We start from the raw sequence: 18,540 nt of genomic DNA, 5'->3' as shown, positions 1-18,540 counted from the left end.
CTCTGGCGGTTTCGCGCGCCTAACCGCACGCGGTTAAGCACGCGAAACCGCAGGACGGCGCGCTTTATCGCGATACAGCGCGCCGGGTCGGGTCAGCGGACGGGGCGGCGGAGCAGGACGGCGGCGAGCTCGGCGTTGCGCTGGACGAACTCGCCCCACGTCCCGGCCGTGTTCCCGGCCGGGCGCGCTGCCTGCCGCTGCTCCCAGCCGCACAGCCGGCCGGCGCGGATGCTCAACCGGACGAGGACGTCGTCGGCCCACCCGGCGACGTCCTCGTCGTGCCCGGCCGCCGCCGTGACCCGCTGCGGGGCGACCACCCAGTCCAGCGCCGCGATCTCCTCCTGCAGCCGGGCGGCGGCCTCGAAGGCCAGCGCCTCGGCGGCCGCGTCCCGCCGGGCGGCGAGCGTGGCCCGCGCCGCCGCGACCGCCGACGGGTCGCGGTCGAGCACCGCGGTGATCGCACCCGACAGCTCCCGGACGTCGGCCCGCCCGGCACCGCGCAGCCGGGCCAGCTCCCGCTGGGCCGCGCTCGCCGAGGTCGCCGCGTACGGCAGCGGGTGCACCCGCTGCAGCCCCGAGACGGCGGCGCGCACCTTCCGGCTGCCCAGGTACGGGCCGAAGATCCGCGTTCCGGGCGACGGCCGCACCGAGTGGACGACGTCGAGCCTCGGTGCCGCCGCGGAGGTGTCCAGCCGGATCGACACCGGCACCTCGAGGCCGCCGGCGATCCGGTTCCACGGCGGCAGCGACCGCTCGAGCAGGTTGCGCTCGGCCCACGCCGCCTCGTGCACCGAGTCGCAGACCAGGGCCTCGATGCGGGCGATCCGCGGGATCATCCGCCGCAGGTGGCGGCGCTCGCGCAGGTCGCCCCAGTAGGAGCCGACCCGGCTGCGCAGCTCGGTCGCGCGGCCCAGGTAGAGCACTCGCCCACGGTCGTCCCGGAACCGGTAGATCCCGGGCTCCGCCGGCAGGGCGCGCACGGCGGCCGGTCGAGCTGGCACCTCGTCATCGTGCGCGCGGCGGCGGCCCGAGAGGCTGTGACACGCGGGAGGTCACGGTGGAACGCGCGACCGCACGCCCCGCAGCGGAAGGGACTTCCGGCCCTTTATCGTTCCGGACGGGCGCGTCACGGTTCGCTCATGAGTTCGGAAGCGGCTGATCGCTCGGCGGAGCAGCCCGGGCAGCCGGTGGGTCCGCCCGCGTGCGTGCACTGCCGCAGCGGCGGCTGGGCCGCCGGTGCGGAGGCCGTCGAGCCGGCGACCTGGGCCGGACGCGCCGTCGTCCTGCCGGTGGGACGGCTGCACGCCGTCGCGGACGACGGCGTCCTCACCGGGCAGGCGCGGTGCGGTGCGCCGGTCGCCCTGCTGGACCCGTCGGTGTTCGGCTGGCCCGACGCCGGGACGGTGCAGTGGCCGCTGTGCTGGAACTGCCTGGCGCTGACGCGCTGAGCCACTCGCCTCAGCGGAAGGCCAGCTCGACCGCCAGGCCCAGCCCGAGCGCGGCCACGGCCACCCGCACGACCGTCGCCGGCAGGTGCCGGACGACGACCGGCCCGAGGAGGGCGCCGGCGAACAGCCCCGCGGCCAGCGGCACCACCGCCGCCCAGTCGACCGGCCCGGCGACCACGAGCACCACCGCGGCGGCCACCGTCGCCGCCCCGTTGAGCATGTTCTTGACCGCGTTCGCCTCCGGCAGCCGCTCGTCGACGAGCACGAGCAGCGTCGCGAGCAGCAGCACGCCCGCGCCGGCGCCGAAGTAACCCGAGTAGACCGAGACGGCGGTGACGATCGGCAGCGCCAGCGCCTGGCCGCGGCGGGCGTGCCACCGCCGGGTCAGCACGGGCTGAGCGAGCAGTGCCAGCGAGCCGACCGCCAGCAGGAACGGGACCAGCCGCTCGAACAGCCCCGACGGCGTCGTGAGCAGCAGCACCGCCCCGCCGGCGGCCCCCACCGCGGCCAGCGGCAGCCCGCGGGCGAGCCACCGGCCGCTGCCGGCCAGCTCCCGCCGCGAGGTCAGCGCCGAACCCGGCCAGCACGCGACCAGCGCGACGAGGTTCGCGACGTCGGCGGTCAGCGGCGGCAGGCCGACCGCCAGCAGCGCCGGGTAGGAGACCAGCGAGGTGATGCCGCCGCCGGTGCCGAGCACCCCGGCGACCAGCCCCGCGACGACCAGGAACGCGAGTTCGGCGGCTGCCACCGTCAATCGACCGGCAGCAGGCCGTGCTGGACGGCGAACAGGCTCGCCGCGACCCGGTTGACCGCCCCGGTCTTCGCGTAGATGTGCTCGGTGTGGTTGCGGACGGTCTTGGGGGAGAGCACGAGCCGGTCGGCGATCTGCCGGCTGGACAGCCCCTGTGCCACCAGGCGCAGCACCTCGATCTCCCGCGCCGAGAGCCCGGCCGGGCGGCTGTGCCGGGCGGTCGCACGGTGCCCGGCGGCGGTGAGGGTCGCCTCGACCGCGTCGGCGTCGAGCCGCCCCTCGCGGGCGTCCCGGCTCAGCCGGACCGCCACGGCGTCGGCGGTGAGCGCCTCGCGGTGCGGCCGCGGTTCGCGCAGCGTCCGGTAGGTGTCGGCCACGGCAAGGAATCGTGCCTGCGGCGAGATCGCGCCGCCACGCAGGCCGCGCGGGTAGCCCGAGCCGTCGAGCCGCTCGTGGTGCTGGACGGCGACGGCGCCCAGCGGGGCCAGCGCGGGCGACTGGCAGAGGATCCGCTCGGTGAAGTAGGGGTGCAGCCGGATCCGCTCCCACTCCCCGGCGCCGAGCGGGCCCGGCTTGTCCCAGATGGCGTTGGACACCCCGAGCCGGCCGAGGTCGTGCACCAGCCCGGCGCGGCGCAGGTCGGTGACCTCGTCGTCCGCCATGCCCGCGAGGCGCGCGGCGTCGGCGGCGAGGTCGGCCACGGCGCGCGAGTGGCCCAGGGTGTACGGGGACTTGAGGTCGACGAAGTCCGCGACCGTCGCGAGGGCCTCGTCGACGGCGTCGCCGCGCAGGCGCCGGCGCAACGCCGGCTCGGCCTCGAGCACGACGTCCCAGGAGCGCGCGGTGTCCAGCCCGGCGAGCAGACCGTCGGGATCCCCGGTCAGCGTGGCGGCCAGGTGGGGGTCGAACTGCCGGCCGGCGCGCTCGCGGGCCAGCGCCGTCGCCGCCTCGGGGCCGCCCACGCGCTGCGCGACCTCGATGTACTCGGCGAACTGGGAGATCCGCGCCGCGAGCGGGATCTGGTCGCCGCGCAGCCCAGCGGGCCACCCGCGCCCGTCCCACCGCTCGTAGGAGGCCGCGACGGCCCGCTGGGTCGCGTCGTCGAGCCCGAGCTCGGCGGCCAGACCGCGGGCCAGCGCGGCGTGCCGCTCGATCATCGCGTCGACCTCGCGGAACCCGCCCAGCGCGAACTCCAGGCCGATCCGCAGCCGGTCCCACGGCGGGTGGCCGGCGCCGATCGTCCGGAGGCCCGCCGCGAGACCCCGCAGGCTCCGGCCGTCGTGCCGGTACTTCCCCGCCTTCATCGCGATGTCGTCGCCGAACCACTTGGCCTGCTCGTGGGCGTCCGAGTGGCAGGCGACGTTCACCATGAGCGCCGTGTAGTAGAGCGTCGAGCGCTCGTCCTCACCGAGCTGGAGGCGGTCGGCCAGCCGCAGCGAGATCACGCACTGGCGCAGCACGTGCTCCATCGGCTGGTCGAAGCCCAGGTCCACGCCGAGCGAGAGCGCGGCCACCAGCTCGGCCAGCCGCAGCTCCCGGCACGGGTTGCGAACTGTCACCGGTCACCCCCAGCGCGACCCCGTGCGCGCGGAGGCTACGCCGGGCGGCACGTGCTCAGGCGCCCTGCAGCGCCGCCAGGTTGCGCTTGATGGCCTCGTCGGTCGCCTGCACGTCCTCCGTCGGGCTGAACATGATCAGCTGGGTGCCGACCTCGAACGCGGGGACGTGCCCGGGCGGCATGTAGTAGACGTCGCCGGTGCGAGCGGTCTCCTCGTGGTCGGCGTAGCGGACCGTCATGGCGCCGCGGGTCACCACACCCCAGTGCGGGCAGTGGCACTGGTCGCCCGGCAGGCCCCTGAGCATGTCGGACATGTCGAACTGCTGCTTGATCGTCAGGAAGTCCACGGTGTAGCCGCCGAGCTCGGCCGTGCGGACCTCGACGATGCCCTCGTCGACCAGCTCCGGCGTGTCCGGAGAGATGCGTGCCATGGTGCGCTCCTCGCGTCCCTGTCCCCGTGCGGGAGCGACGCTAGGAAGAGCGGCACGCGCCGCGCGTGGGGCAATTGCCCCAACTTCACCGACGGTCGTAGCGTCAGCCCTCCCACGGGGGCCCGAAGCGCCGAGACGGCTGGAGGCTCGCCATGTTCGCTCAGGTCATCCAGGGCAGGACGTCGGACCTGGAGGGGATCAAGAGGGCCAGCGACCGGTGGGTGGCGGAGCTGGCGCCCGGCGCGACCGGCTGGCTCGGCAGCACGGCCGGGACGACCGACGACGGCCGGTTCGTCGTCGTCGCGCGGTTCGAGTCGGCCGAGGCGGCGCGGCGCAACTCCGACCGGCCCGAGCAGGGCCGGTGGTGGGAGGAGACCAGCCGCTCGCTGGAGGACGTCACCTTCATGGACAGCGAGGACGTCCTCGTCGAGCTGGCGGGCGACCCCGCGCAGGCAGGGTTCGTGCAGGTGATGCAGGGCCGGGTCACCGACGCCGACCGCGCCCGCAAGATCATGGCCGAGCTGCCGCCGGACCTGATGGCGAAGTACCGCCCGGACGTGCTCGGCTCGGTGATGATCGGCGCCCCCGACGGCCGGTGGACCCAGGTCGTCTACTTCACCTCCGAGGAGGAGGCGCGCGCCGCCGAGGGCCAGGAGCCGCCGGCGGAGTTCGCCGAGGCCATGCAGGAGATGGGCTCGCTCAGCGTGGGGGAGACCCAGTTCTTCGACCTGCGCCGGCCGGTGCTGCACTCACCCCGCTGAGCCCTCCCGGCCGTGGAGGGCCGTGAAGACGTCGAGCAACCTCTCCCGGGCCGCCGGAGGCAACGTCGGCTCCGGCAGGGTGCGCAGCGCCCGGGCGGTGCTGCGCACCTGTTCCAGGTAGACGACGCAGGGCTCGCACAGCTCGAGGTGCTCGGCGATCGCCTGCTCGACGGCGTCCGGCAGGGTGCCCTCGAGGTGCTCGGTGACCAGTTCGACGAACTCGCGGCAGGCGATGGTGAGGACGTCGTGGTCCCCGGGCCGGGGCGTCGGCAGGTCAGCCACGACGCGCTCCTTCCCCCGAGGCGCTGCGGTACACGTCCTCCAGCCGGGCCCGGAGCCGGGCACGTCCCCGGTGCAGGAGTATCCGCTGGTTGCCGGGACTGAGGCCCAGCGTCGCGCAGATCTCCTCGGACGACAGGCCGTGCACGTCGCGCAGCTCGACCACGGTGCGCTGACGCTCGGGCAGCTCGTCGAGGGCCGCCCGGAGCTCGCGGCGGATCTCGGCCGCCACGGCGGCGTCCTCCGGGGGCGGCTCCCAGCCGGCCGGTCGCCCCGCGGGCGTCCAGCCGCCGGGCCAGCGGTCGTCGGGGCCGCGGAAGCGCCGCGGGTCCACGGTGGGGCCGGTGTCCTCCGCCTGATCGGGGAAGGCCGACGACCACGGCACGGCCCGCGCCTCGCGGACCCCCCGCGTGCGGGCCTGGTTCTCCAGGATCCGGAAGACCCACGTCCGCAGGGAGGAGCGCCCTTCGAACCGGTCCAGCTGGCCGATCACGGCCAGCCACGTGTCCTGCACGACCTCTTCGGCGGAGGCGCGGGTCGAGACGTGCAGCAGGGCGACGCGGAGGAGCACCGGCGACCAGGCGTCCACCAGCTCGGCGAAGGCGGTGCGGTCCCCGGCGCGCAACCGCTCGAGCAGCACCGCCTGCCCGGGGCTACCGCCCTCGAGCAGGGCCGCGGCGACCGCCGGCGCACTCGGCTCGGGCTGCCGCATGCTGCTGCTCCTCGCCACGGAGGGGACGGCGGATGGCACCCGACATCCTGGGCGGTGGCACGAGGACGCGTCAGGGACCGAGGTCCCGGATCGGCGGTCATCGCCCGGACCGCTCGGCCTGGTCGATCGCCCACGCGGCGTTCACCAGCCCGATGTGGCTGAACGCCTGCGGGACGTTGCCCAGGAGCTCGCCGCTTTCCGGGTCGACCTCCTCGGACAGCAGGCCGAGATCGTTGGCGAAGGACGCCGCGCCCTCGAACACCGCGCGGGCGCGCTCGACCTGCCCGGCCAGCGCCAGCGCCTGGGCCAGCCAGAACGTGCAGAGCAGGAAGGTGCCCTCCTCGCCGGCCAGCCCGTCGACGCCCTCCTCGGTGCGGTAGCGGTAGACGAGGCCGCGCTCGTCGGTCAGCCGGTCGGCGATCGCGTCGATCGTGGCCAGCATCCGGGGGTCGTCGGCCGGCAGGAAGCCGACGATCGGCATCATCAGGTTCGACGCGTCCAGCGCCGTCGAGCCGAAGTACTGGGTGAAGGCGCCGGCCTCCTCGCTCCAGCCCTGCTGCAGGACGGCGTCGGCGATCTCCTCCCGGACCTTCTGCCACTCGTCGACCCGGTGCTCGCAGCGCAGCTGCGGGGCCAGCGCGATCGCCCGGTCCAGCGCCACCCAGCACATGACCTTGGAGTAGAGGAAGTGCTGCGGCTCGCCGCGCACCTCCCAGATGCCCTGGTCGCGGTCGCGCCAGCGGACAGCCGCGGTGTCGGCGCACGAGGCGAGGAACCAGCGGGTCTCCTCGTCCAGCGCGGGCAGCTGGTCGGCCAGCCGCGCGGCCGCGCCGAGCAGCTCGCCGTAGACGTCGACCTGCCGCTGGGCCCACGCGCCGTTGCCCACGCGGACCGGCCGGCTGTCCCGCCAGCCGCGCAGGTGGTCCAGGGTGCGCTCGCTCAGGTCATGCTCTCCGCCGACGCCGAACATGATCTGCAGCGACTCGTCCGGGCCGATGCCCCCGGCGCCGGCCGTCGTCATGAAGCCGAAGAAGTCCTCGGCCTCGTCCGGGCAGGCCGCCACCCAGAGCGCCTCCATCGTGAAGCTGGCGTCGCGCACCCAGGCGTAGCGGTAGTCCCAGTTCCGCTCGCCGCCGACGCCTTCGGGCAGGGACGTCGTCCCGGCGGCGACGACGGCGCCGCTGGGCTGGTACGACAGGCCCTGCAGCACCCGTCCGGAGAGGTGGACGAGGTCGGCCCAGGGCCCGTCGTAGGACTGGTGCAGGCTGCACCAGGACTCCCACGAGGCGAGCGTGCGGTCGAGCAGCGCGGCGAGCTCGTCCTGCGCCCACACGTGGGCGGGTACCGCGTCGCCGAGGGTGCTGCGCTGCAGCGCCAGGTGGACGACGTCGCCGGCCTCCAGGTGGATCCGCGCGGTGGCCCGGCCGTCGTGGAGATCCGCCGCCACGGGCAGGGTGAGGACCAGCCAGTCGGCGCCACCGCGGGCGGCGACTCCGCCGTCGAGGTGCGAGAGCAGAGGGACGATCAGCCCGTACTCGGGGCGCGGCCGGTAGTCGACCAGCACGTCGACCGCCCCGGACGTGCAGGACAGGCGGCGGACCAGCACGTGCGGCACGTCGGTGCCCAGGCGGTGGCCGTCGTTGTCCGGACCGAGGCCCAGGGCGTCGGTGAGCACGAACTCGCCCTCCGCGGTGCGGAACGTCGTCTCCAGCGCCAGCGAGCGCCCGGCGTAGCGGCGGGTCGTCGTCCCCTCGGCTTCCGGACGCACCGACCAGTGCCCGGCGTCGTCGTCCAGCAGGTGGGCGAACACGGCCGGGCCGTCGAAGCGGGGGAAGCAGAGCCACTCGACCGTGCCGGCCCGGTCGACCAGCGCGCAGGAGTGCCGGTCGGAGAGGAAGGCGAGGTCGGCGATGGGGGTGGCGCTCATGGGGACTCCCGGGGTCGGCGGTCGTGCCTCTGCAGTCGTCGCGGCGCGGCTGCCGTTACGCGCGTAACGCTGCTGCGGGCGGGGGGACAGCGGGAGCAGCGACTGCCGAGGAGGTCCCGTGTCCGCTTCCGAATCCGCCGAGCTCGAGGTCGACGTCGTCGTGGTCGGTGGTGGCCCCGCCGGGGAGGTGGCGGCCGGCCGCTGCGCCGATCGCGGGCTGTCCGTCGTCCTGGTGGAGGCGGAGCTGGTGGGCGGCGAGTGCTCCTACTGGGGCTGCATCCCCAGCAAGACCCTGCTGCGGCCCGGCGACGTGCTGGCCGCCGCCCGACGGGTCCCGGGCGCCGCCGCGGCGGCGGACGGACCCGTCGACGTCGCGGCCGCGTTCGCGCGGCGCGACTACATGACCTCCTCCTGGGACGACGGCGGGCAGGAGCGCTGGCTCGCCGAGCACGGGATCGGGCTGCTGCGCGGTTCCGGCCGGCTGGCCGGTCCGCGCCGCGCCGCGGTGGACGGCGGACCGGCGGTGAGCGCGCGCCGCGCGGTGGTGCTCGCCACCGGCTCGAGCGCGGTGCTGCCTCCGGTTCCGGGGCTGGCGGAGGTCCACCCGTGGGACAACCGGACGGCGACCGCGGCCAAGGAGGTGCCGGCGCGGCTGCTCGTCCTGGGCGGCGGTGCGGTGGGCCTCGAGCTGGCCCAGGCGTTCCGCCGGCTGGGCGCCGCGGAGGTGACGGTGGTCGAGGGCGCCCCCCGGCTGCTGGCCCGGGAGGAGCCCTTCGCCGGCGAGGAGGTGCTCGCCGCGTTCGAGCGGGAGGGCATCGCCGTCCGGCTGGGCACCCGGCTGGCCGCCGCCCGCCGGGACGGCACCGACGGTCCGGTGCGGGCGACGCTCGACAGCGGCGAGGAGGTGGTCGCCGACGAGGTGCTCGTCGCGGCCGGCCGCCGCCCCCGGACGGCGGACGTGGGGCTGGAGACGGTCGGGCTGGAGCCCGGACGGCCGGTCGCGGTGGACGACCGGCTGCGCGCGGTCGGCGTCCCCGACGGCTGGTTGTTCGCCGTCGGGGACTGCACCGGCCTCGCGCCCCTGACGCACATGGGCAAGTACCAGGCGCGGGTCGCCGCCGACGTGATCACCGGGCGCGACGTGCGCGACCGGGCCAGCCGGGACGTCGTCTCCCGCGTCACCTTCACCGATCCGCAGGTGTGCGCGGTCGGGCTCACCGCTTCCGAGGCCCGCGCGCGGGGCGTGGCCGTCCGGGTGATCGACGTCGGCACCGGCGACGTACCCGGGTCCTACGTGCTCGGCGAGGGGCTGGCCGGCACCACGCGGCTGGTCGTCGACGAGGACGCCGGGGTGCTGGTCGGCGCCACGATCACCGGCAGCGGCGTCCAGGAGCTGCTGCACTCGGCGACCGTTGCCGTGGCCGCCCGCGTGCCGCTCGACGAGCTGCGGCACGCCGTTCCCGCGTTCCCCACGGTCGCCGAGGTGTGGTTGCACGCCCTCGAGGCGGCCGGGCTCTGACAGGAGACCGCCGTGCCCCACGTGTCGTTCACGAACCTGCTGATCATCGCCGTCGTCGCCGCTGCCGTTCCGCTGGCACTGGGCTGGGCGCCGCGGCTGCGCATCCCGTCGGTGGTCCTGGAGATCATCGCCGGGGTGCTGCTCGGCCCGTCCGTGCTCGGGTGGGTGGAGGTCGACCTGCCGGTCCAGGTGCTCTCCCTGTTCGGCCTGGCGTTCCTGCTTCTGCTCGCCGGGCTGGAGATCGATCTACGGGGGCTGCGCGGGCACCTGCTCCGGTTGACCGGGCTCGGGTACGTGGCCAGCCTCGGCCTGGCGGTGCTCGCCGGGCTCGGCGCGCAGGCGGCCGGGTGGACGTCGGCGCCGCTGTTCCTCGCCGTGGCGCTGACCGCCACCTCGCTCGGCCTGGTGGTCCCGGTGCTCAAGGACGCCGGGCGGGCCGGGGACGGCGTCGGGCAGACCACGATCGCCGGGGCGTCGGTGGCCGACTTCGCCGCCATCGTGCTGCTGACCCTGCTCTTCTCGACCGCCGGCGGCGGTGCGGGGACCACCGCGGTGTTCCTCGTCCTGTTCGGCGTGCTCGTCGTGGTGCTGGCCGTGGGGCTGGGCCGCGCGCGGATGTCGATGCGGCTGGGGGAGGTGCTGGTGCGCCTGCAGGACACGACGGCGGAGATCCGCGTGCGGCTGGTCGTCCTGCTGCTGGTGGCGTTCGTGGCACTGGCCGAGCGCCTGGGGCTCGAGACGATCCTCGGCGCGTTCCTGGCCGGGGCGCTGGTGGGGCTGGTCGACCGCGACTCGGCCAGCCACCCGAGGTTCCGGGCCAAGCTCGACGCCATCGGCTACGGGTTCCTCATCCCGGTGTTCTTCGTCAGCAGCGGCGTCCGCCTGGACCTGCGCGGGCTGGTCGAGCAGCCGTCGGCGCTGGTGCAGGTACCGGTGTTCCTGGTGGCGCTGCTCGTCGTCCGTGGCGTCCCCGCTGTGCTCTACCGCCGGTCCCTGGGCACCGCCGGGGCCGTGGCGGCCGGGTTGCTGCAGGCGACGTCGCTGCCGTTCCTGGTCACCGCCGCGCAGATCGGCACGGTCACTGGCCGGCTCACGCCGACCACCGCGGCGGCGCTGGTCTGCGCCGGGCTGCTGTCCGTGCTGATCTTCCCCGCCACCGCACTCGGCGTCCTCGGCCGCGCGAAGACCGCGAAGCAGCCGGCGCAGGTGGTGCAGGTGCCCATCGAGTGACAGCCTCCACCGCACCGAAGGTCCTGCGGGACAGCCCTTGTGGAGCGGCGACGTCGACCTCGGACATGACGACGCCGAGCGCCGACTGTCGGATGGGACGGCATGACCTGACAGTCAGCGCACTCCGTCGCCGTGGAGCCTCGCGAGCGTCTGGCTCGTCGTGCGCACCCGCGTCCCTAAGGGCGGCCTTAGAGACATTCGCCTGGCTCAGGGCGCGCGCCCTCCGGCGGGCCCGCGCCATCGTCGGGGTCTTCAGCTCGCCAAGAGCGCGGATTGAGGATGAAGAGGGGGGTGCCGATGTAGACACGTCATACGCAGTCTGGGAGCAAGAGGCCCGGCCAGGGCGAGATGGGAGACACCAGGTTGGCTACGTCGATTCCAGAAGGCACCGCCTTCTTCGTCGAGGAGGAGGGCGAGCGTCTGGCCTTCGGTGTCGTCGCCCGCCGTCAGCCGCGGGGTCACTGCATCGCTCTGTACCTGTTTTGGCCACCTGCCATCGACCTAACGGAATGGCCCGATGACCTGCCCGATCCAGCGAGTGCCTCCTTCCGGGGCCGGTTCGCTGATCGCGCTCTCCGAGACGGCGTTTGGTCCTCCATGGGAGTCCATCCCGGATTCCGCCGGGAACAGTGGCCGTTCGACCGCATCCTGCATCGTGAATTCATTACCGGCCGTTGCACGTTGATCGCCCTCGACGACCGCAACCCCCTCAAGATGATCGGGAGCGAACCGGTTGAGTGCGACACGGCAACCGGTCTTCCTTCGGACACCCTGTATGCCGCCTACCACCTCAAGGAAGCGATCCTGGAGCGGGGTGGCAAGTGGTTGGCCTAGCACTGAACTGTCACTAAATGGGCCGCTCAGAGCGACTCCAAAAGCGGCTGCTTGGACCGTTGCCTGGCAACTACTCTGCCGACTGCAGCCACACCGTCAAGGGCCTATGGGAACGAAGGTACTGATTCTCCGCTAGGAGGCAGTAGCCCCTTAAGGGGACGAGCCGGTTCGAGTCCGGTAGTCGGTGTGGCTGCCTCATAGTTGGCGTCGTCGGGAAGTGCTTGCCTCAAGTCTCACCTGATGGTGCCGATGACGAGACGTGTCCGAGTACGCGCATGTGTGGCGAGCGCCCGTGGGCTATCGCTTCTTCTTCAGTCTGGTCGCCGCCGTGATGATCATCGGGGCCTTGCTGCCGTGGAACAACGGCGTACTGACATTTCCGTTGGACGGCTCCGGGGACTACCGACAGGACCTCGGGTATCGCCTCCTCGCGGTCGCCCTCGCCGGCGTCTTCCTGGCGTGGGTATTCCGGGCACGCATGGACCTTCGCCAGGACTTCATCGTCATGCGTTACATGCTGCGGAGCCGTCACATCTCCCTGGCAGAGGTCACAAGCGTGACGACGGGTCGAGAAGGTCTCAGCGTCGAGACTCGCGACGGCTCGAGGTACTCCTCGCCCATGTTCATCGGACAGAAGGCCCCTCTTGCTTCCTGGCTGCATCGCCGAACGCGAGCTGACGAGATCGCGGAAACGATCATGAAGGCTCGCCCGTAGGGCGCAATTTCGGAGTCGCCCTGAGTCGGCCGCTCTGGGACACCCGCCTGACCCCCTGCGGGTGGCCCGGCATCGCGACCTCGCAGCTCAGCGTCAAGTCGCGAAGTGATCTTGCATGACCGAAGCTGACGTCATGGCGGACGAGGGGCGACTGGTCATCGAGAGGTCTGGCGGCAAGTACCGGGACAGCCTGCGGTCCTACGAGATCCGTGTGGATGGTGTGCCCGTCGGGCAAGTCGGCCCTGGATCGTTACTCGACCTGCCCGTGACTGTTGGCGGTCATCAGGTCAGCGCACACATCGACTGGACAGGCAGCGACCCGGTGAACGTGGACATCGCCACGGGTCAGGCAGTTCGGCTTCGTGTCGAGCCGACCGGGGCATCCGGCCTTGCGACCCTGTTCAAGAAGAAGGCCTACCTCCGCCTGACTCCGACGAGAGGCGCGGCCCAGGCCTCGTGACGAGCTGTCCCTAGGTCGGCCGCTCAGGGACACACCCGTGACGGCCCTCGTGATCGGTTGCCGCCCGGCTCTGGGCTGCGCAAACTCCCAGGGTGAGCCGATTTCTGATCATCGCCCTCAGCGGCCTGGCGGTTGTGCTGGGCGTCATCGGCTTGCTGGAGGTTGCAGGTCCTGCCTTCGGTGACGGGCGGTGGATCAAGGGCGGTGCGGTCGGCGTCGCGTCGCTCGTCCTCATCTTCGGGGGATCGTTCATGGGTGCTCGCCAGGTCAAGCGCAGCGGATGGGTCCGCTGACCCGCCCTTCTGTCCCTTAGTGGGCCGCTCTGAGACACTTGCGGGCGCTCAGTCCACTGATGCGAACAGCGACGCAGCGAGCTCCGGACCCAGCCGAAGTTCTCGCCACTCCGTGACCTCTGCCAGCTCTCCATCGACGAACTTGCTCGCGCGGACGATCACCCCCGTGCTGGCGTCGACGGCGAGCCGGAACTCCTCCCCGCCGGTGATCATGCCGAACGGCTCTCCGGGCCAGTCCCAGCGCTCGTCATCGGAGACGTCCGTGCGGGGCCGGGCGGTCACCTCCACGCAGGTGCGACCGGCGAGCTGAGTGGTGCCGTGTGGCGTGAGCGAGAAGAGCGCCGGCACATAGCTCGGACACAGCAGTTGGTCGATGATCTCGGCACCGCCGTGGCTGTGGTCCGGGTTGCCGTGGTTGGTGAGGACGTCGCCGCCCGTCCGCGCCCAGAACGTGTCCCCGTCAAGCACCAGCAGATCCGCGCGAAGTTCGGCGCCACGGGCAGCCACGAGTTCGGCCCGTCGCCGCCGAAGCGGACGGTCGGCAGCAACGGCGAGCACCGTCTCGATCACCTCATCCGCCGGGTCGTCCGCCGCGTTGTCCGGGCTTCCGAGCGCTGTCAAGTGGGCCACCGAGCCGGCCGGGGCCTGCCGGCTCAGCTCCTCGAAGTAGCGATTGAACGCGCGGACGACCAGGTCCTGGCGACGCCAGTGCCGTGTCACGCCCTCGGCCGTCGTCCAAGAGGTAGCGGCTGCACGCATCAGCTTGGTCAATCCCGCCGTGGTCATCGCGCCGGCTATCACGTCGTCGCCGGGTTTCCCGTTCTCGATGGTCACCGGACCAGGATGCCGAGTCAGGCAACCCGTACACGCGGCTCGGACAGGGGCCTGACTCGCATGAGCGACCTGTCCCTAGGTGGGCCGCTCAAGGGCATTCGCCCACCGGCACCGGGACACGTTCCCGCGGGAACGTCGTCAAGCCAGGAACCTTGACCACGTTCCCGCGGGAACGTGACTTCCGGCTGGGAGATGGCCACAGTCGGCCGCTCGGGGCACGGGCAGCACGTCTCCGTGTCGACTCATCTCCGTGTCGACTCATCGACGGCGGCCACGGCCGCGGCGCCGGTGGAACAGGCGGTGCCGTGCGGTCAGCGGCGGGGCAGCCCCACCAGGAATCCGGTGCCGGGGACGCTGTCGTCGTCTTCGTCCGCGGGGGCCGAGCTGATCCGCCGGACGTCCCGCCAGTGGCCCGGTGCCCACGCCCGCAACAGCAGACCGTCGTCGGTCAGGGCGACCAGGGCCCCGCCCTCGGTCGCGACCAGCCCGGCCTCGATCGTCTCGTCAACGCCCTGGGTGTCCTGCACGCTCCAGATCGGCATCCCACGCTCCGTGGTCGCGGCACCGCCGCTCGGCGCCCGCACCCGCAGACAAACCGGGCGAGGGCGGAGGTGGCAAGCGGTCCACCCGACCGTCCGCGCGCGTCATCGCTCTATGTCAACGGAACGGTGTGGGCCGGAATCACCCGCCCGGTCAGACGACGGCCCGCACCCCGGGCTCGGGCCGGGGCTGCGGGATCTGCGCGGCAGGGGCGCCGAGGCGCTCGGCGACGGTGTCCGCGACTCGCAGGGCGTTGGCGATGATCGTCAGCGTCGGGTTCACCGCGGTGCTGGACACGAAGAAGCTCGAGTCGGCGACGTAGAGGTTGTCGACCTCGTGCATCCGGCAGTCCACGTCCAAGGGCGCCGTCGTCGGGTCCGGCCCGAACCGGATGGTGCCGTTCTGGTGAGCAACACCGCCGATGCCCAGCTGGCCGCCGGCGTACTGCCGCTGTAGGTCCTCGTAGACGTCCTGCTCGCAGCGGATGGCCTCGAGCAGGCCTTGCAGCCGCTGCCGCAGCCGGTCGTGCTCGGCGGCGTTGGTGCGGGTGTAGTGCAACGAGATGGCGCCGTCGCGATCGACGGTGACCCGGTTCTCGTCGAGCGGCAGGTCCTCGGTGGTCAGCCAGAAGTCGATGGAGTGACGCGCCAGGTCGGCCGGGTCGCGCGCCTCGGGGACGTCGAAGCCGATCAGCACCGACTCGCTCTTGCCGTTCATCTGGATCGACCCGACCGGGAACCCCCAGTCCGGGTCGAACGGGTCGGACCAGTAGAAGTCGTTGACCCCGAGGGTCTTCTGGAACTTCGTCGGGTTCGGCGTCTTGGAGAACGCGGTCAGCCCGGAGTTGTTGTGCAGCATGAGGTGCCGGCCGACGTGGCCCGAGCCGTTGCCCAGGCCGGCCGGGTGCCGCTCGCCTGCCGAGGCCAGCAGCAGGGCCGCGGAGTTGATCGCCCCGGCGGCCAGGACGACGACGTCGGCGGTGTACTCCTCGCGCTCGCCGTCCCGGTCCACCACGACCCGGCTCACGCTGCGCCCGGTCGGGTCGGTCTCCAGCCGCACCACCCGGGAACGGGTGCGCAGCGTCACGTTCGGGTACCGCAGCGCCGGCTCCACGCACATCACGGCGGAGTCGGCCTTGCCGTTGACCAGGCACGGGTAGCCGTCGCAGGTGGCGCACCGGACGCACGCGGACAGGTGCGGACGGCCCTCGTCGAGCAGGATCCCGTTGGGCAGGGAGAAGGGGTGCAGCCCGGCGGCGCGCAGGTCCTCGCGCAGCTGCGCGATCCGCGGCTCGTCGCTGATCGCCGGCCAGGGATACGGGCCGGAGGCCGGCGGTTCGTCGGGGTCCTCACCGCGGGTGCCGTGCACCTGGTAGAGCCGCTCGGCGCGGTCGTAGTAGGGCGCGAGGTCCGCGTAGCTGATCGGCCAGGCGGGGGCGGTGCCGTCGACGTGCTGCACGGGCCCGAAGTCGCGCTCCCGGAAGCGGTAGAGGATCGCGCCGTAGAACTTGGTGTTGCCGCCCACGTAGTAGTTCTGCTTGGGGGCGAAGCTGCTGCCGTCGGCGCCGTCGGTCCACTCGCCGCTGTTGTGGTAGCGGCCCTCGGCCCAGACGGCGGTCGGGCTCCAGTTCTCGATCTCCCGGGGCAGCCAGTCGCCGCGCTCGAGCAGCAGGATCTTCTTGCCGGTGGGCGCGAGGGCCCAGGTGACGGTGCCGCCCCCCGCGCCGGATCCGATGACGATGACGTCGACGTGCTCGGGCATGGTTGCTCCTGGTCAGGTGATGGCGAGCGGGGTGATCCAGGCGCCGGTGGCGCCGCGCAGCTTGGCGTGGCTGACGACGAGCAGGAACTCGCGCAGCCCGGCGTCGGCCGCCTCGGCCAGGCGGAGGTTCTCCAGCACGACGACGCCGTGGCGGACGTTGAGCGTCTGCGGGACGACGAACGGCTCGGCCGGGTCCTCGGCCGGAACGGGGCCGTAGCTCCAGGTGTCGCAGCCGGTGAGCGCCACCCGGTGATCGGCCAGCCAGGCGGCCAGCGCCAGGCCGGGGCCCGGCTCGCCGCCGGCGTACCGGTCGTCGTCGGCGCCCCACAGGCGGCCCCAGCCGGTGTGGAACAGGACGGCGTCGCCCGGTCGCACCGACAGCCCGCCGAGCGCGGCCTCGGTGTCGGCGACGGTGACGACGTCGCCGGGCTCGAGGCACGTGACGCCGCGGACCGCCGCCACGTCCAGCAGCAGCCCTCGCGTGACGACCTGCGGCAGGGTGTCCACGCCGAGCCGGTTGGTGCCGTGCTCCTCGGCGATGTCGGCCAGCCGGTGCCCGTTGTAGGTGCGGTCGCCGACCTGCAGGTGGTTGAGCGCGTCGAGGTGGGTGCCCATCTGCTGGGTGGCGGTGATCTGCTCGACCACCCAGTTCACGGCGTTGCGGCCCCAGCCGTCGGGGCCGGCGTCCGGACGGCGGCGGTTGACGTGGTGGGCGTTCGTGGTCAGGTACGAGCGGTACGTCCGCCCCGGGAAGGCCGGGACGTCGGCGTGCAGCACGTGCGCCAGGTCGAGCACCCGCCCGGTTCGCACCAGCGAGACCGCGGCCAGCACCGAGGCCGGCGTGATCTCGTTGAGCGCGCCCGCCTCGTCGTCCGGACCCCACCGCGAGGGGAACCACCCCGCCGTCCGCTCCAGGACGGACGGCGGGCTGTCGGTCTGCGTCACTCCGAGGACCACGTGGTCTCGAACGACGGGTACAGGGTCAGCCCGCCGTCGACGAAGAGCGTCTGGCCGGTGATGTAGGCGGCCTCGTCGGAGAGCAGGAACGCGGTGACCGCGGCCATCTCCTCGGCGTCGCCGGCCCGGCGCATGGGGATGTGGCTCTCGACCATCTCGCGCTTGACCGGGTCGTCGATCCACGAGCGGTTGATCGGGGTGACCGTGGCCCCGGGGCCGATGCCGTTGACCCGGATGCCCCGGGCGGCGTACTCGAGCGCCAGCGTGTGGGTGAGGTTCTGCATCCCGCCCTTGGAGACCGAGTAGCCGACGAACCGCGGCTTGGGGATCACCTGGTGCACGCTGGACACGTTCACCAGCGCCCCAGGGATCCCGGCGCCGAGCCAGTGCCGGATCGCCTGCTGCGCGCACAGGAAGGCGCCACGGAGGTTGACGGCGAGCACCTTGTCGAACGCGGCGACCGGTAGTTCCTCGGTGTCCGCGGCGATCTGGATGCCCGCGTTGTTGACCAGGAAGTCCACCCGGCCGTACTCGCCGAGCACCTGGTCGAACATCGCGCCGACCTGGTCCTCCTGGGAAACGTCCGCGCCGACCAGGATCGGGTGGGTCCCGGCGGCCGACATCTCCTTCATGCAGATCTCGACGCCGTGCTCGATGGCGTCCTTGGTCTCCTCGGCGCCCTCGGGCGGCCCGACGTAGTTGATGGCGACGTCGACGCCCTCCTCGCCCAGCCGGATGGCGATCGCCTGCCCGATCCCGGAGCTGCCGCCGGTGACCAGCGCCTTCTTGCCCTGCAGACCCTTCACGTCGTGCTCCTGTCGATGCGTATCCGGTTCCGCCCCTCCCAGCAGAAGGCGACGGCGTGGTCGGTGGTGGGGATCCGGTGGGCCGGTACGGCCGCGCCGAAGGGGGTGTTCCAGAAGTCGTGCATGGAGGTCGGCCCCTCGTGCGGGCCGACGTAGAAATACGGGTCGTCGAACGCGGAGTCGCCGGGCGAGGCGCCGTAGTTGGTCGCGTCGACGGTGATCCCGAGGTCGAAGTGCTCCGGCCAGAGGATCGGGTCCGCCGGTTCACCGAGGTCCTCGGCGAACCGGCGCAGCGCCGCGTCGGCGAGGGCGTACCAATCGGCCAGCACGCGGGCCGCGCCCCGGTCGATGCGCAGCGGTGCGTCGGGGTCTGCCGACGTCGCCGGGGGATAGGAGCCGCGCAGGCCCGGTTCGACGCCGGCGAACCGCGCGGCGTCGCCCACGGTGGTCAGCGGGTGGTACCGGGTCGTATCACCGTCGAGCACGGCGAGCTCGTCGCCCACCACGGCGATCTGGCGACCGTCGACGCCGTCGACGGTGGAGAACCCGCTGGGGTAGGGCCGCAGCCGGATCTCACCCGTGCTGGCGAACTGACCGGCGGCGAGGACGTGCTCGGCGACCCGGTGCCAGGCGGCCCGGGTCTCCAGCAGCGCCGGGGTCGTGCTGAGCGTCATGCCCTCGTGGTCTGCCGGGAGTCCCGGTCGTTACAGCCGAACCGGTCGCC

Annotated in this window: 21 protein-coding genes; 8 read left to right on the top strand and 13 right to left on the bottom strand. The window is 73.0% G+C overall.

Features of this window, described 5'->3' with window-relative positions:
* Window positions 1–92 precede the first annotated feature (92 nt).
* The gene (locus GGQ55_RS24415) at window positions 93–1,001 is read right to left on the bottom strand and encodes a hypothetical protein (protein WP_179721277.1); all 909 of its coding nucleotides are present in this window, start codon (window positions 999–1,001) and stop codon (window positions 93–95) included.
* 138 nt (window positions 1,002–1,139) lie between these two features.
* Here GGQ55_RS24415 and GGQ55_RS24410 point away from each other — a divergent pair, with 138 nt between their 5' ends.
* Window positions 1,140–1,448, top strand: coding sequence for a hypothetical protein (locus tag GGQ55_RS24410; RefSeq protein WP_218861163.1), 309 nt, complete (start codon window positions 1,140–1,142; stop codon window positions 1,446–1,448).
* 10 nt (window positions 1,449–1,458) lie between these two features.
* Here the strand turns inward: GGQ55_RS24410 and GGQ55_RS24405 are convergent, their stop codons facing one another.
* From GGQ55_RS24405 to GGQ55_RS24395, 3 genes are read right to left on the bottom strand one after another with little or no spacing between them, the layout of a single operon-like run.
* Window positions 1,459–2,196 carry a sulfite exporter TauE/SafE family protein gene (locus GGQ55_RS24405; RefSeq protein ID WP_179721275.1) on the bottom strand — a complete coding sequence of 246 codons (738 nt, stop codon included), beginning with the start codon at window positions 2,194–2,196 and terminating at the stop codon, window positions 1,459–1,461.
* A gap of 2 nt (window positions 2,197–2,198) precedes the next feature.
* Window positions 2,199–3,758: an HD domain-containing phosphohydrolase gene (locus tag GGQ55_RS28055; protein WP_218859429.1), complete on the bottom strand. Its 1,560-nt coding sequence runs from the start codon at window positions 3,756–3,758 to the stop codon at window positions 2,199–2,201.
* Between the two features lie 55 nt (window positions 3,759–3,813).
* Window positions 3,814–4,188, bottom strand: coding sequence for an AraC family ligand binding domain-containing protein (locus tag GGQ55_RS24395; protein WP_179721273.1), 375 nt, complete (start codon window positions 4,186–4,188; stop codon window positions 3,814–3,816).
* Window positions 4,189–4,340: 152 nt separating this feature from the next.
* Between GGQ55_RS24395 and GGQ55_RS24390 the strand changes: the two genes are divergently transcribed.
* Window positions 4,341–4,949: a hypothetical protein gene (locus GGQ55_RS24390; protein WP_179721271.1), complete on the top strand. Its 609-nt coding sequence runs from the start codon at window positions 4,341–4,343 to the stop codon at window positions 4,947–4,949.
* Here the strand turns inward: GGQ55_RS24390 and GGQ55_RS24385 are convergent.
* From GGQ55_RS24385 to GGQ55_RS24375, 3 genes are all read right to left on the bottom strand, one after another.
* Window positions 4,938–5,231 (bottom strand): anti-sigma factor family protein, encoded by a 294-nt coding sequence (locus GGQ55_RS24385; RefSeq protein WP_218859428.1) that lies wholly within the window; start codon window positions 5,229–5,231, stop codon window positions 4,938–4,940. The genes GGQ55_RS24390 and GGQ55_RS24385 overlap by 12 nt on opposite strands.
* Window positions 5,224–5,940 (bottom strand): RNA polymerase sigma factor, encoded by a 717-nt coding sequence (locus tag GGQ55_RS24380; RefSeq protein WP_179721269.1) that lies wholly within the window; start codon window positions 5,938–5,940, stop codon window positions 5,224–5,226. The genes GGQ55_RS24385 and GGQ55_RS24380 overlap by 8 nt, the downstream gene beginning before the upstream one ends.
* A 97-nt stretch (window positions 5,941–6,037) precedes the next feature.
* Window positions 6,038–7,867, bottom strand: a complete 1,830-nt coding sequence (locus GGQ55_RS24375; protein ID WP_179721267.1) for a glycoside hydrolase family 15 protein — start codon at window positions 7,865–7,867, stop codon at window positions 6,038–6,040.
* Between the two features lie 118 nt (window positions 7,868–7,985).
* Between GGQ55_RS24375 and GGQ55_RS28655 the strand changes: the two genes are divergently transcribed.
* The 6 genes from GGQ55_RS28655 (at window position 7,986) to GGQ55_RS24345 (ending at window position 12,918) form a co-directional block, all read left to right on the top strand.
* Window positions 7,986–9,386, top strand: a complete 1,401-nt coding sequence (locus GGQ55_RS28655; RefSeq protein ID WP_179721265.1) for a dihydrolipoyl dehydrogenase family protein — start codon at window positions 7,986–7,988, stop codon at window positions 9,384–9,386.
* 12 nt (window positions 9,387–9,398) lie between these two features.
* Window positions 9,399–10,616: a cation:proton antiporter gene (locus GGQ55_RS24365; RefSeq protein ID WP_179721263.1), complete on the top strand. Its 1,218-nt coding sequence runs from the start codon at window positions 9,399–9,401 to the stop codon at window positions 10,614–10,616.
* 348 nt (window positions 10,617–10,964) lie between these two features.
* Window positions 10,965–11,450, top strand: a complete 486-nt coding sequence (locus GGQ55_RS24360) for a hypothetical protein (RefSeq protein ID WP_179721261.1) — start codon at window positions 10,965–10,967, stop codon at window positions 11,448–11,450.
* A 259-nt stretch (window positions 11,451–11,709) separates the two neighbouring features.
* Window positions 11,710–12,165: a hypothetical protein gene (locus GGQ55_RS24355; RefSeq protein ID WP_179721259.1), complete on the top strand. Its 456-nt coding sequence runs from the start codon at window positions 11,710–11,712 to the stop codon at window positions 12,163–12,165.
* Window positions 12,166–12,280: 115 nt separating this feature from the next.
* Window positions 12,281–12,625, top strand: a complete 345-nt coding sequence (locus tag GGQ55_RS24350; RefSeq protein WP_179721258.1) for a hypothetical protein — start codon at window positions 12,281–12,283, stop codon at window positions 12,623–12,625.
* A gap of 92 nt (window positions 12,626–12,717) precedes the next feature.
* On the top strand, window positions 12,718–12,918 hold the full coding sequence (locus GGQ55_RS24345) for a hypothetical protein (protein WP_179721257.1): 201 nt from the start codon (window positions 12,718–12,720) through the stop codon (window positions 12,916–12,918).
* 48 nt (window positions 12,919–12,966) lie between these two features.
* Here the strand turns inward: GGQ55_RS24345 and GGQ55_RS24340 are convergent, their stop codons facing one another.
* The 6 genes from GGQ55_RS24340 to GGQ55_RS24315 all read right to left on the bottom strand — a co-directional run bounded on the left by GGQ55_RS24340 (window position 12,967) and on the right by GGQ55_RS24315 (window position 18,490).
* A complete protein-coding gene (locus GGQ55_RS24340; protein WP_179721256.1) occupies window positions 12,967–13,752 on the bottom strand; it encodes a hypothetical protein in 786 nt (261 codons plus the stop codon).
* A 311-nt stretch (window positions 13,753–14,063) separates the two neighbouring features.
* Window positions 14,064–14,294, bottom strand: a complete 231-nt coding sequence (locus tag GGQ55_RS24335; RefSeq protein ID WP_179721255.1) for a hypothetical protein — start codon at window positions 14,292–14,294, stop codon at window positions 14,064–14,066.
* A gap of 151 nt (window positions 14,295–14,445) precedes the next feature.
* Window positions 14,446–16,053, bottom strand: coding sequence for a GMC oxidoreductase (locus GGQ55_RS24330; protein WP_179721254.1), 1,608 nt, complete (start codon window positions 16,051–16,053; stop codon window positions 14,446–14,448).
* Between the two features lie 12 nt (window positions 16,054–16,065).
* Entirely contained in the window at window positions 16,066–16,998 is a 933-nt protein-coding gene (locus GGQ55_RS24325) for a cyclase family protein (protein WP_179721253.1), read from the bottom strand.
* Window positions 16,995–17,816: a glucose 1-dehydrogenase gene (locus GGQ55_RS24320; protein WP_179721251.1), complete on the bottom strand. Its 822-nt coding sequence runs from the start codon at window positions 17,814–17,816 to the stop codon at window positions 16,995–16,997. Before GGQ55_RS24320 ends, GGQ55_RS24325 begins: the two co-directional genes overlap by 4 nt.
* Window positions 17,813–18,490 carry a hypothetical protein gene (locus tag GGQ55_RS24315; RefSeq protein ID WP_179721249.1) on the bottom strand — a complete coding sequence of 226 codons (678 nt, stop codon included), beginning with the start codon at window positions 18,488–18,490 and terminating at the stop codon, window positions 17,813–17,815. Before GGQ55_RS24315 ends, GGQ55_RS24320 begins: the two co-directional genes overlap by 4 nt.
* Window positions 18,491–18,540: the final 50 nt, after the last annotated feature.

It is taken from the genome of Petropleomorpha daqingensis, from assembly GCF_013408985.1.
Classification (GTDB): Bacteria; Actinomycetota; Actinomycetes; order Mycobacteriales; family Geodermatophilaceae; genus Petropleomorpha; species Petropleomorpha daqingensis.
This window is presented reverse-complemented; position numbering and strand designations above follow the sequence as displayed.

Excerpts from the sequence above, each read along its gene's own strand:
- GGQ55_RS24410 (WP_218861163.1), top strand. The coding sequence starts at position 1,140 with ATGAGTTCGGAAGCGGCTGATCGCTCGGCGGAGCAGCCCGGGCAGCCG.
- GGQ55_RS24390 (WP_179721271.1), top strand. The coding sequence starts at position 4,341 with ATGTTCGCTCAGGTCATCCAGGGCAGGACGTCGGACCTGGAGGGGATC.
- GGQ55_RS24335 (WP_179721255.1), bottom strand. The coding sequence starts at position 14,294 with ATGCCGATCTGGAGCGTGCAGGACACCCAGGGCGTTGACGAGACGATC.
- GGQ55_RS24375 (WP_179721267.1), bottom strand. The coding sequence starts at position 7,867 with ATGAGCGCCACCCCCATCGCCGACCTCGCCTTCCTCTCCGACCGGCAC.
- GGQ55_RS24350 (WP_179721258.1), top strand. The coding sequence starts at position 12,281 with ATGACCGAAGCTGACGTCATGGCGGACGAGGGGCGACTGGTCATCGAG.
- GGQ55_RS24380 (WP_179721269.1), bottom strand. The coding sequence starts at position 5,940 with ATGCGGCAGCCCGAGCCGAGTGCGCCGGCGGTCGCCGCGGCCCTGCTC.
- GGQ55_RS24395 (WP_179721273.1), bottom strand. The coding sequence starts at position 4,188 with ATGGCACGCATCTCTCCGGACACGCCGGAGCTGGTCGACGAGGGCATC.
- GGQ55_RS24330 (WP_179721254.1), bottom strand. The coding sequence starts at position 16,053 with ATGCCCGAGCACGTCGACGTCATCGTCATCGGATCCGGCGCGGGGGGC.
- GGQ55_RS24315 (WP_179721249.1), bottom strand. The coding sequence starts at position 18,490 with ATGACGCTCAGCACGACCCCGGCGCTGCTGGAGACCCGGGCCGCCTGG.
- GGQ55_RS24360 (WP_179721261.1), top strand. The coding sequence starts at position 10,965 with ATGGGAGACACCAGGTTGGCTACGTCGATTCCAGAAGGCACCGCCTTC.